A 10,448-nucleotide genomic window follows, 5' to 3' on the forward strand; every position below is an offset into this window, starting at 1 on the left:
GGTTTATTTCCCCAGAATTTCTTCAACGGATTTACCACGCTTGGCAGCGACCATTTCTGGAGAATTCATATTTTCCAGGCCATCAATAGTTGCACGAACCACGTTGATCGGGTTGGTGGAACCGTATGCTTTAGCCAGAACGTTATGAACCCCAGCAACTTCCAGAACGGCGCGCATTGCACCACCGGCGATGATACCGGTACCTTCGGAAGCTGGCTGCATGAATACACGAGAACCCGTGTGAACACCTTTAACCGGGTGTTGCAGGGTGCCGTTGTTCAGCGCGACGTTAATCATGTTGCGACGGGCTTTTTCCATCGCTTTCTGGATCGCTGCTGGAACTTCACGCGCTTTACCGTAACCAAAACCAACGCGACCGTTACCATCACCAACTACAGTCAGAGCTGTGAAGGAGAAAATACGACCACCTTTAACGGTTTTAGATACGCGGTTTACCGCGATCAGCTTTTCCTGCAGTTCGCCAGCTTGTTTTTCGATGTGAGCCATCTTACACCTCTACCTTAGAACTGAAGGCCAGCTTCACGGGCAGCATCTGCCAGTGCCTGGACACGACCATGATATTGGAACCCGGAACGGTCAAAGGAAACATCTTTGATGCCTTTTTCCAGAGCGCGTTCAGCAACAGCTTTACCCACAGCTGCAGCCGCGTCTTTGTTACCGGTGTACTTCAGTTGTTCAGAGATAGCTTTTTCTACAGTAGAAGCAGCTACCAGAACTTCAGAACCATTCGGAGCAATTACCTGTGCGTAAATATGACGCGGGGTACGATGTACCACCAGGCGAGTTGCACCCAGCTCCTGGAGCTTGCGGCGTGCGCGGGTCGCACGACGGATACGAGCAGATTTCTTATCCATAGTGTTACCTTACTTCTTCTTAGCCTCTTTGGTACGCACGACTTCGTCGGCGTAACGAACACCCTTGCCTTTATAAGGCTCAGGACGACGGTAGGCGCGCAGATCTGCTGCAACCTGGCCGATCACCTGCTTATCAGCGCCTTTCAGCACGATTTCAGTTTGAGTCGGACATTCTGCAGTGATACCGGCCGGCAGCTTATGTTCAACAGGATGAGAGAAACCTAAAGCCAGGTTTACTACATCCCCTTTAACCGCTGCACGATAGCCTACACCAACCAGCTGAAGCTTTTTAGTGAAGCCTTCGGTAACACCGATAACCATTGAGTTCAGCAGGGCACGCGCGGTACCAGCCTGAGCCCATCCGTCTACGTAACCATCACGCGGACCGAAGGTCAGAGCATTATCTGCATGTTTAACTTCAACAGCATCGTTGAGAGTACGAGTCAGCTCGCCATTTTTACCTTTGATCGTAATAACCTGACCGTTGACTTTAACATCAACGCCGGCAGGAACAACGACCGGTGCTTTAGCAACACGAGACATTTTTTCCTCCGATTAGGCTACGTAGCAGATAATTTCGCCACCAAGACCAGCCTGGCGCGCTGCACGATCAGTCATAACACCTTTAGAGGTAGAAACAACTGCGATACCCAGACCCGCCATAACTTTCGGCAGCTCATCTTTACGTTTGTAGATGCGCAGACCTGGGCGGCTGACACGCTGAATGCTTTCTACAACAGCTTTACCCTGGAAATACTTAAGAGTCAGTTCCAGTTCCGGCTTGATGTCGCCTTCAACTTTAAAATCTTCAATAAAGCCTTCTTCCTTCAGCACGTTGGCAATTGCCACTTTCAGCTTGGAGGAAGGCATGGTGACCGCAGCTTTATTCGCGGCCTGACCGTTACGGATACGGGTCAGCATATCCGCGATCGGATCTTGCATGCTCATCTGTCTTTACTCCCGTGATTCAATTGGTGACAATTACCAGCTAGCCTTTTTCAGACCCGGGATTTCACCGCGCATAGCGGCTTCACGGACCTTAATACGGCTCAACCCGAACTTCCGCAGGAAACCATGCGGACGACCTGTTTGACGGCAGCGATTACGCTGACGAGACGGGCTGGAATCACGCGGCAGAGTCTGCAGCTTGAGAACAGCGTTCCAACGATCTTCGTCGGTTGCGTTCACATCAGAGATGATAGCTTTCAGTTCAGCGCGTTTAGCGAAGAATTTATCAGCTAAAGCCACGCGCTTTACTTCGCGTGCTTTCATTGATTGCTTAGCCATTAAGTAACCCTACCTTACTTGCGGAACGGGAAGTCAAAGGCAGCCAGCAGAGCGCGGCCTTCTTCATCAGATTTCGCAGTAGTGGTAATGGTAATATCCAAACCACGAACGCGGTCGACTTTATCGTAGTCGATTTCTGGGAAGATGATCTGCTCACGGACACCCATGCTGTAGTTACCACGGCCGTCGAAAGACTTAGCGGACAAGCCACGGAAGTCACGGATACGCGGTACAGCAATAGTGATCAGGCGCTCAAAGAACTCCCACATGCGCTCGCCGCGCAGAGTTACTTTACAGCCGATCGGATAGCCCTGACGGATTTTGAAGCCTGCAACTGATTTGCGTGCTTTGGTGATCAGCGGTTTTTGACCGGAGATTGCTGTCAGGTCAGCTGCTGCGTTATCCAGCAGTTTCTTGTCAGCGATCGCTTCACCAACACCCATGTTCAGGGTGATCTTCTCGACCCGAGGGACTTGCATGACAGAATTGTAGTTAAACTCAGTCATGAGTTTAGCGACTACTTCGTCTTTGTAGTAATCATGCAGTTTCGCCATCGTACTACTCCAAATTACTTGATAGTTTCGCTATTAGATTTGAAGAAACGGACTTTTTTGCCGTCTTCGAATCTAAAGCCTACACGGTCAGCCTTGCCGGTTGCCGCGTTGAAGATAGCAAGGTTAGAGATCTGAATAGCTGCTTCTTTCTCTACAATGCCGCCTGGTTGGTTCAGGGCCGGAACCGGCTTCTGATGTTTCTTAACCAGGTTGATACCTTCAACAATGACCTTGCCGGAAGACAGGACATTTTTTACTTTACCGCGTTTACCTTTATCTTTACCGGTTAACACGATAACTTCGTCATCACGACGGATTTTAGCTGCCATGATTCGCTCCTTAGAGTACTTCTGGTGCCAGAGAGATAATTTTCATGAACTTCTCGGTACGAAGTTCACGAGTTACCGGCCCAAAAATACGCGTACCGATAGGCTGCTCGCTGTTATTGTTCAGAATAACGCATGCATTACCATCGAAGCGAATGACAGAACCGTCCGGGCGACGAACACCCTTCTTGGTGCGCACCACTACCGCCTTCAGCACATCACCTTTTTTGACCTTACCACGCGGAATTGCTTCCTTGATGGTGATCTTGATGATGTCGCCTACGCCTGCGTAGCGACGGTGCGAGCCACCCAGAACCTTGATACACATTACGCGACGTGCACCGGAGTTGTCGGCGACGTTCAGCATAGTCTGTTCTTGGATCATTTTAGTGCTCCGCTAATGTCAACTACTACTGAGACCCGAAAATTAGGGTCGTTAAAAAGCCCCATATCGAGGGCGCGGCATTATAACACCACAAACCAGATATGGGTAGAAAAAATAAACGGCTCATCGCTGAGCCGTTTATCCGTATCGAGAATGCGTACTCTATTACAGAACCGCTTTCTCTACAACGCGAACCAGCGTCCAGGACTTAGTCTTGGACAGCGGACGGCATTCGCGGATTTCAACCACGTCACCGATACCGCATTCGTTGTTCTCGTCATGTACGTGCAGTTTGGTCGTACGTTTGATGAATTTGCCGTATACCGGGTGTTTCACCATACGTTCGATAGCAACAACAATGGATTTCTCCATTTTGTCGCTAACTACGCGACCTTGCAGAGTACGGATTTTATCGGTCATTACGCACCCGCCTTCTGAGTCAGTAAAGTCTTAACGCGTGCAACATCACGACGCACTTGCTTCAGCAGATGAGTCTGTTGCAGCTGGCCACTTGCAGCCTGCATACGCAGGTTGAACTGCTCACGCAGCAGGTTCAGCAGCTCAGCGTTCAGCTCTTCAACGCTTTTTTCACGCAGCTCTTTTGCTTTCATTACATCACCGTCTTAGTTACAAAGGTGGTTTTGATCGGCAGTTTCGCTGCTGCCAGGCCGAATGCTTCACGGGCCAGCTCTTCCGGTACACCGTCCATTTCATACAGGACTTTACCCGGCTGAATCAAGGCAACCCAGTACTCCACGTTACCTTTACCTTTACCCATACGAACTTCCAGCGGCTTCTCGGTGATCGGTTTGTCCGGGAATACACGGATCCAGATCTTACCTTGACGCTTAACTGCACGGGTCATAGCACGACGTGCTGCTTCGATCTGACGGGCAGTCAGACGACCACGGCCAACAGCTTTCAGACCGAAAGTGCCGAAGCTAACATCCGTACCCTGCGCCAGACCACGGTTGCGGCCTTTGTGCACTTTACGGAATTTTGTACGCTTTGGTTGTAACATCAGCGACGCTCCTTATTTACGGCCTTTACGCTGCTGCTTTTTAGGTTGAGCAGCCGGTTCCGGTTGTTCAACAGCAGCCATACCACCCAGGATCTCACCTTTGAAGATCCATACCTTAACGCCGATTACACCGTAAGTGGTGTGCGCTTCAGAGGTGTTGTAGTCGATGTCAGCACGCAGAGTGTGCAGCGGTACGCGACCTTCACGGTACCATTCGGTACGTGCGATTTCCGCGCCGCCCAGACGGCCGCTAACTTCAACTTTGATACCTTTAGCGCCCAGACGCATTGCGTTCTGTACAGCACGCTTCATCGCACGACGGAACATAACGCGACGTTCCAGCTGAGAAGTGATGCTGTCAGCAACCAATTTAGCGTCCAGTTCAGGCTTACGAACTTCGGCAATATTGATCTGTGCAGGTACGCCAGCGATATCCGCTACGACCTTGCGCAGTTTTTCTACGTCTTCGCCTTTCTTACCGATAACGATACCCGGGCGAGCAGTGTGAATGGTCACACGGATGCTCTTAGCCGGACGCTCGATAACGATGCGAGATACAGACGCTTTAGCCAGTTCTTTTGTCAGGAACTGACGTACTTTAAAATCGCTGTCCAGGTTGTCAGCGAATTCTTTGGTGTTCGCGAACCAGGTAGAGTTCCATGGTTTGACAATACCCAGGCGAATACCATTAGGATGTACTTTCTGACCCATTGCTAGTCTCCAGAGTCTCAGCGATCGGACACAACCACAGTGATGTGGCTGGTGCGCTTCAGGATGCGATCTGCACGACCTTTAGCACGCGGCATAATGCGCTTCATGCTCGGGCCTTCGTCTACGAAAATTTTCGCAACTTTCAGATCATCAATGTCAGCGCCATCGTTGTGTTCAGCGTTAGCAATGGCAGATTCCAGTACCTTCTTGACCAGTACAGCAGCTTTTTTGTTGGTGTAGGTCAGAATATCCAGGGCCTGCGACACTTTCTTACCGCGAATCAGGTCAGCTACGAGGCGAACCTTCTGAGCAGAAGAACGAGCATGGCGATGTTGAGCTAAAGTTTCCATCTCTTCCTCCTACCTTATTTCTTCTTCGCTTTTTTATCAGCAGCGTGGCCGCGATAAGTACGAGTCGGTGCGAATTCACCCAGTTTGTGACCAACCATTTCGTCGGAAACAAAGACTGGAACGTGCTGACGACCATTATGGACAGCGATGGTCAAACCGATCATGTTAGGAAAGATCGTTGAACGACGGGACCAAGTGCGCAGGGGCTTCTTGTCTCCGCTTTCCACCGCTTTCTCTACCTTCTTCAGCAAGTGCAGGTCAATAAAAGGACCTTTCTTGAGAGAACGTGGCATGGCTTATCCTCTAAAATTATTTGCTACGGCGACGTACGATGAATTTATCAGTACGCTTGTTGCTGCGGGTCTTCTTACCTTTGGTCTGCAGGCCCCACGGGGATACCGGGTGCTTACCAAAGTTACGACCTTCACCACCACCATGTGGGTGGTCTACTGGGTTCATCGCAGTACCGCGAACGGTAGGACGAACACCACGCCAGCGTGCAGCACCTGCTTTACCCAGAACGCGCAGCATATGCTCAGCATTGCCAACTTCGCCCAGAGTAGCGCGGCAGTCTGCTTCGACTTTACGCATTTCACCAGAACGCAGACGCAGGGTGACATAAGCACCATCACGAGCAACGATCTGAACGTAAGTACCAGCGGAACGTGCCAGCTGACCGCCTTTACCTGGTTTCATTTCTACGTTATGAACGGTAGAACCAACCGGGATATTGCGCATCGGCAGGGTGTTGCCTGCTTTGATTGCAGCATCAACGCCAGACTGAATCTGGTCACCAGCTTTCAGGCCTTTCGGGGCCAGGATGTAACGGCGCTCGCCGTCTTTGTACAGAACCAGCGCGATGTTCGCGGAGCGGTTCGGATCGTACTCAAGACGTTCAACAACTGCCGGGATACCATCTTTGTTGCGTTTGAAGTCAACAATACGGTAAGCCTGCTTGTGGCCACCACCGATATGACGGGTGGTGATACGGCCATTGTTGTTACGACCACCGGATTTGCTGTTTTTTTCCAGCAACGGAGCAAAAGGTTTGCCCTTGTGCAGCTCTGGGTTAACCACTTTAACGACGTGGCGACGACCCGGAGATGTCGGTTTACATTTAACAACTGCCATTGTATTACTCCTCCGACTTACTCAGCGCCGCCAACGAAGTCCAGATTCTGGCCTTCCTTCAGGGTGACGTAAGCTTTTTTCCAGTCGCTACGACGACCGATACGCTGTCCGTGACGTTTAACTTTCCCTTTAACTACAAGGGTGTTAACGACTTCGACTTCGACTTCAAACAGTTTCTGCACAGCAGCTTTGATTTCTGCTTTGGTCGCGTCTTTAGCAACTTTGAGAACGATGGTGTTTGTTTTTTCCATCGCAGTAGACGCTTTTTCAGAAACGTGCGGTGCGCGCAGCACCTTCAGCAGACGTTCTTCACGAATCATGCCAGCATCTCCTCAACTTGCTTAACAGCATCAGCAGTCATTACGACTTTGTCGAAGGCGATCAGGCTAACCGGGTCGATACCGTTCGCATCACGTACGTCAACCTTGTGCAGGTTACGTGCGGCCAGGAACAGGTTCTCGTCCAGCTCACCGGTGATGATCAGCACATCTTCCAGAGCCATGTCTTTCAGTTTCTGTGCCAGCAGCTTAGTTTTCGGCGCTTCAACAGAGAACTTCTCGACAACGATCAGACGATCCTGACGTACCAGTTCGGACAGAATGCTTTTCAGCGCGCCGCGGTACATCTTCTTGTTAACTTTTTGACTGTGGTCCTGCGGACGAGCAGCGAAGGTCACGCCACCGGAACGCCAGATCGGGCTCTTGATAGAACCAGAACGCGCACGGCCGGTACCTTTCTGGCGCCACGGTTTTTTACCGGAGCCAGTGATTTCAGCACGAGTCTTCTGAGCACGAGTGCCCTGACGCGCACCAGCTGCATAAGCAACAACAACCTGGTGAACCAGCGCTTCGTTGAAATCACGACCGAAGGTAGTTTCGGAAACAGTCAGCGCGCTCTGCGCGTCTTTCAATACTAATTCCATTGCTATCTCCTCACGCCTTCACAGCTGGTTTAACGATCAGGTCGCTACCGGTAGCACCCGGGACAGCACCTTTAACCAGCAGCAGGTTGCGCTCAGCGTCAACACGTACTACGTCCAGGCTCTGAACGGTTACACGCTCATTACCCAGCTGACCTGCCATTTTCTTGCCTTTGAACACTTTGCCCGGAGTCTGGTTCTGACCGATAGAACCCGGAACGCGGTGAGACAAGGAGTTACCGTGAGTAGCGTCCTGGGTACGGAAGTTCCAGCGCTTAACGGTACCAGCAAAACCTTTACCTTTAGAGGTACCGGTTACGTCAACTTTTTTAACGTCAGCAAACAGTTCAACGCTAATGTTCTGACCTACGGTGAATTCTTCGCCGTCAGCAAGACGGAATTCCCACAGACCACGGCCAGCTTCAACGCCAGCTTTAGCGAAGTGACCCGCTTCCGGCTTGGTTACACGGTTAGCTTTTTTAGCACCGGTGGTAACCTGGATTGCGCGGTAGCCATCGTTAGCCAGGTCTTTAACCTGAGTAACGCGGTTTGCTTCAACTTCGATTACGGTTACTGGGATAGATACGCCATCTTCAGTGAAGATGCGGGTCATGCCCACTTTTTTACCGACTAAACCAATCATTGTTTCAACCTCTCAATCGCTCGATGACCTGATTAACCCAGGCTGATCTGCACGTCTACACCGGCAGCCAGATCCAGACGCATCAGAGCATCAACGGTTTTTTCAGTTGGCTCAACGATGTCAACCAGACGCTTGTGAGTGCGAATCTCGTACTGATCACGCGCGTCTTTGTTGACGTGCGGGGAGATCAGAACGGTAAAGCGCTCTTTGCGGGTCGGCAGCGGGATCGGACCACGGACTTGCGCACCAGTGCGCTTAGCAGTCTCGACGATTTCCGCGGTTGATTGATCGATCAGACGATGATCAAACGCTTTAAGGCGGATACGGATTCTTTGGTTCTGCATGAGACCAGAGCTCCAATTATTTTATAGACGAAATGATTACTCCTCATACCCATTACGATTGATGGGAGAGTGTAACCGTTCTTACATAGTCCCCCGATTGGGGACATTGTTTGATAGCAAAAAGCACTATCAGGGTTCATATCGAACCGGCTGTCAACTTTGACAGGCCCGCGCATTATACGCAAATTCTGGCACGACGCAAGCGCTGTTTAGAAAATCATCACCGGGATTTGCGCGTCTTCGCGATAGTGCGCTGTGCAAGCGCCGTAACGCTGCCAATAAATCCGCAAAGCGCCATCCACTCTCGAAAATTGCATTTTGCCCTGCGCCGAGCCGATAAGCATAGTGAGGCCATGTTCATTGATCATCACGGGGTAACCTATGCTCGCCGCCCTCCCCTTCTTACTGTGCTATAGCGGATTGACGCTAGCATTATGTCAGCAGGACCTGCGTTACGGCTTGCTGCCAGACCGTTTCACCTGTCCCCTGCTATGGAGCGGCTTGCTTTTTTATCTCTGTCTGGCGCCGCATCAGCTCAACGAGGCTGTCTGGGGAGCACTAGCCGGCTATCTCTCGTTTGCCGCCCTTTATTGGCTATACCGCAGGGTCCGTGGGCATGAAGGATTAGGCTATGGCGATATAAAATATCTCGCCGCCCTTGGGGCCTGGCATGGCTGGCGAATGCTGCCGCAGCTGGTGCTGGTAGCGTCATTGCTCGCTGGCATGACGTGGGTGATATTGGGACTGTCCGCCAGGTGCGGCGGCAACAGAAAATGGGAAAAGAATAACCCGCTGCCATTTGGGCCATTTCTGGCGGCAGCAGGTTTCTGGTGCGGGTGGCAAACGCTGGCTAATCTGACACTTTGATCTGCGACTGCAGGTAATTTTGCAGGCCAATTTTGCCAATGAGATCGAGTTCGGTTTCCAGCCAGTCGATATGGCCTTCTTCATCCGCCAGGATCTCAATCATCATATCGCGGCTGACATAGTCATGTACGCTGTCGGCATAGGCGATCGCTTCACGCAGGTTTTGCGCGCCTTCCAGCTCCAGGCGTAAATCTGACTGCAGCATCTCTTCCACATCTTCACCGATGCCAAGTTTGCCGAGATCCTGCAGATTAGGAATGCCTTCGAGGAAAAGAATACGCTCGATGTACTTATCGGCGTGCTTCATTTCATCAATTGATTCGTGGTACTCAATATCGTTGAGGCGCATCAGACCCCAGTTTTTGAACATTCTCGCATGGAGAAAGTACTGATTGATTGCGACCAGCTCATTTCCCAATAATTTATTGAGATAACTTATGATTTTGACATCACCTTTCATTATATAGTCCCTCCGCTTCCACTTATTGAAGCGTAGTCCGGCCTATAGGGATGTCAAAAGAGAAGCGCGGACTTCAGGCGATTTCTTTGAATTCCGGCATGGTGGTTAATTCATCTTCCATCACTTCACGTGCAGCTCGAACACACTTACCGCATTGATTTCCAACGGGAACAAACTTACGTAATTGCTGAAAAGATTGCGGTTGAAACTGGCGAACAACCTGGCGAATTTTTTTATCGCTAACGCCATTGCACAAACAAACGTACATATAAACTCCCGTTCAATTTATGCACAAATATTAAATGAGAATAGTTATGATTACAATAGACCATTTGCGCATTATCCGCCGCAGCGCACGTTATGAATGGTGTGTTGTACACGTTATTTCGCGGAACTGCGCGCAGCAAAAAGGGCGCCGAAGCGCCCTTTTTATTCGAAGCTAACGAATTAGCCCAGAACTTTAGCTACAACGCCCGCGCCAACGGTACGGCCGCCTTCACGGATTGCGAAACGCAGACCGTCGTCCATCGCGATCGGGTGGATCAGGGTAACAACCATTTTGATGTTGTCGCCCG

At 50.8% G+C, this 10,448-nt stretch carries 23 protein-coding genes and 1 pseudogene; 1 reads left to right on the top strand and 23 read right to left on the bottom strand.

The window, feature by feature from the left end; all coding sequences use genetic code 11:
* Positions 1-3: 3 nt before the first annotated feature.
* The 20 genes from rpsE to NKJ21_RS26780 form a co-directional block, all read right to left on the bottom strand.
* Positions 4-507: a 30S ribosomal protein S5 gene (gene rpsE, locus NKJ21_RS26685; protein WP_000940121.1), complete on the bottom strand. Its 504-nt coding sequence runs from the start codon at positions 505-507 to the stop codon at positions 4-6.
* A gap of 14 nt (positions 508-521) precedes the next feature.
* Positions 522-875 (bottom strand): 50S ribosomal protein L18, encoded by a 354-nt coding sequence (gene rplR, locus NKJ21_RS26690; protein WP_006817270.1) that lies wholly within the window; start codon positions 873-875, stop codon positions 522-524.
* A gap of 9 nt (positions 876-884) precedes the next feature.
* Positions 885-1,418 carry a 50S ribosomal protein L6 gene (gene rplF, locus NKJ21_RS26695; protein ID WP_008807049.1) on the bottom strand — a complete coding sequence of 178 codons (534 nt, stop codon included), beginning with the start codon at positions 1,416-1,418 and terminating at the stop codon, positions 885-887.
* Between the two features lie 12 nt (positions 1,419-1,430).
* A complete protein-coding gene (rpsH, locus tag NKJ21_RS26700; RefSeq protein WP_008807048.1) occupies positions 1,431-1,823 on the bottom strand; it encodes a 30S ribosomal protein S8 in 393 nt (130 codons plus the stop codon).
* 33 nt (positions 1,824-1,856) lie between these two features.
* Entirely contained in the window at positions 1,857-2,162 is a 306-nt protein-coding gene (gene rpsN, locus NKJ21_RS26705; protein ID WP_002919667.1) for a 30S ribosomal protein S14, read from the bottom strand.
* Between the two features lie 14 nt (positions 2,163-2,176).
* On the bottom strand, positions 2,177-2,716 hold the full coding sequence (rplE, locus tag NKJ21_RS26710) for a 50S ribosomal protein L5 (RefSeq protein WP_003031123.1): 540 nt from the start codon (positions 2,714-2,716) through the stop codon (positions 2,177-2,179).
* 14 nt (positions 2,717-2,730) lie between these two features.
* Entirely contained in the window at positions 2,731-3,045 is a 315-nt protein-coding gene (rplX, locus tag NKJ21_RS26715) for a 50S ribosomal protein L24 (protein ID WP_003031122.1), read from the bottom strand.
* A 10-nt stretch (positions 3,046-3,055) separates the two neighbouring features.
* Positions 3,056-3,427, bottom strand: coding sequence for a 50S ribosomal protein L14 (gene rplN / locus NKJ21_RS26720; protein WP_002919748.1), 372 nt, complete (start codon positions 3,425-3,427; stop codon positions 3,056-3,058).
* 165 nt (positions 3,428-3,592) lie between these two features.
* Positions 3,593-3,847: a 30S ribosomal protein S17 gene (gene rpsQ / locus NKJ21_RS26725; protein ID WP_004106347.1), complete on the bottom strand. Its 255-nt coding sequence runs from the start codon at positions 3,845-3,847 to the stop codon at positions 3,593-3,595.
* Entirely contained in the window at positions 3,847-4,038 is a 192-nt protein-coding gene (gene rpmC, locus NKJ21_RS26730) for a 50S ribosomal protein L29 (RefSeq protein ID WP_002919754.1), read from the bottom strand. The genes rpsQ and rpmC overlap by 1 nt, the downstream gene beginning before the upstream one ends.
* Positions 4,038-4,448, bottom strand: a complete 411-nt coding sequence (rplP, locus tag NKJ21_RS26735) for a 50S ribosomal protein L16 (RefSeq protein WP_002919759.1) — start codon at positions 4,446-4,448, stop codon at positions 4,038-4,040. The genes rpmC and rplP overlap by 1 nt, the downstream gene beginning before the upstream one ends.
* A 12-nt stretch (positions 4,449-4,460) precedes the next feature.
* Positions 4,461-5,159, bottom strand: a complete 699-nt coding sequence (gene rpsC / locus NKJ21_RS26740; protein WP_002919766.1) for a 30S ribosomal protein S3 — start codon at positions 5,157-5,159, stop codon at positions 4,461-4,463.
* Positions 5,160-5,176: 17 nt separating this feature from the next.
* Positions 5,177-5,509 (bottom strand): 50S ribosomal protein L22, encoded by a 333-nt coding sequence (gene rplV / locus NKJ21_RS26745; RefSeq protein ID WP_002919773.1) that lies wholly within the window; start codon positions 5,507-5,509, stop codon positions 5,177-5,179.
* Between the two features lie 14 nt (positions 5,510-5,523).
* Complete coding sequence (gene rpsS / locus NKJ21_RS26750) at positions 5,524-5,802, bottom strand: 30S ribosomal protein S19 (RefSeq protein ID WP_001138115.1); 279 nt, start codon at positions 5,800-5,802, stop codon at positions 5,524-5,526.
* A 16-nt stretch (positions 5,803-5,818) separates the two neighbouring features.
* Positions 5,819-6,640: a 50S ribosomal protein L2 gene (rplB, locus tag NKJ21_RS26755; RefSeq protein ID WP_002919786.1), complete on the bottom strand. Its 822-nt coding sequence runs from the start codon at positions 6,638-6,640 to the stop codon at positions 5,819-5,821.
* Positions 6,641-6,657: 17 nt separating this feature from the next.
* Positions 6,658-6,960 carry a 50S ribosomal protein L23 gene (gene rplW, locus NKJ21_RS26760; RefSeq protein WP_000617546.1) on the bottom strand — a complete coding sequence of 101 codons (303 nt, stop codon included), beginning with the start codon at positions 6,958-6,960 and terminating at the stop codon, positions 6,658-6,660.
* Positions 6,957-7,562, bottom strand: a complete 606-nt coding sequence (gene rplD / locus NKJ21_RS26765) for a 50S ribosomal protein L4 (RefSeq protein ID WP_002919794.1) — start codon at positions 7,560-7,562, stop codon at positions 6,957-6,959. The genes rplW and rplD overlap by 4 nt, the downstream gene beginning before the upstream one ends.
* A gap of 10 nt (positions 7,563-7,572) precedes the next feature.
* Positions 7,573-8,202 (bottom strand): 50S ribosomal protein L3, encoded by a 630-nt coding sequence (gene rplC / locus NKJ21_RS26770; RefSeq protein WP_002919796.1) that lies wholly within the window; start codon positions 8,200-8,202, stop codon positions 7,573-7,575.
* A gap of 32 nt (positions 8,203-8,234) precedes the next feature.
* Positions 8,235-8,546: a 30S ribosomal protein S10 gene (gene rpsJ, locus NKJ21_RS26775; protein WP_001181005.1), complete on the bottom strand. Its 312-nt coding sequence runs from the start codon at positions 8,544-8,546 to the stop codon at positions 8,235-8,237.
* A 209-nt stretch (positions 8,547-8,755) separates the two neighbouring features.
* Positions 8,756-8,917: a hypothetical protein gene (locus NKJ21_RS26780; protein WP_170919927.1), complete on the bottom strand. Its 162-nt coding sequence runs from the start codon at positions 8,915-8,917 to the stop codon at positions 8,756-8,758.
* A 10-nt stretch (positions 8,918-8,927) separates the two neighbouring features.
* Here NKJ21_RS26780 and NKJ21_RS26785 point away from each other — a divergent pair, with 10 nt between their 5' ends.
* Entirely contained in the window at positions 8,928-9,413 is a 486-nt protein-coding gene (locus NKJ21_RS26785) for an A24 family peptidase (protein WP_008807047.1), read from the top strand.
* On the opposite strand, the gene bfr is transcribed toward NKJ21_RS26785, so the two are convergent.
* The 3 genes and pseudogenes from bfr to tuf all read right to left on the bottom strand — a co-directional run.
* Positions 9,397-9,873: a bacterioferritin gene (gene bfr, locus NKJ21_RS26790; protein WP_004206792.1), complete on the bottom strand. Its 477-nt coding sequence runs from the start codon at positions 9,871-9,873 to the stop codon at positions 9,397-9,399. The two genes, NKJ21_RS26785 and bfr, sit on opposite strands and share 17 nt — an antisense overlap.
* Before the next feature lie 73 nt (positions 9,874-9,946).
* Positions 9,947-10,141, bottom strand: coding sequence for a bacterioferritin-associated ferredoxin (gene bfd / locus NKJ21_RS26795; RefSeq protein ID WP_004152415.1), 195 nt, complete (start codon positions 10,139-10,141; stop codon positions 9,947-9,949).
* A 179-nt stretch (positions 10,142-10,320) separates the two neighbouring features.
* Positions 10,321-10,448: pseudogene (tuf, locus tag NKJ21_RS26800) on the bottom strand (elongation factor Tu); the annotation flags it as partial.

Source organism: Klebsiella sp. SWET4, from assembly GCF_024296565.1.
In the GTDB taxonomy this organism is placed as follows: domain Bacteria; phylum Pseudomonadota; class Gammaproteobacteria; order Enterobacterales; family Enterobacteriaceae; genus Klebsiella; species Klebsiella variicola.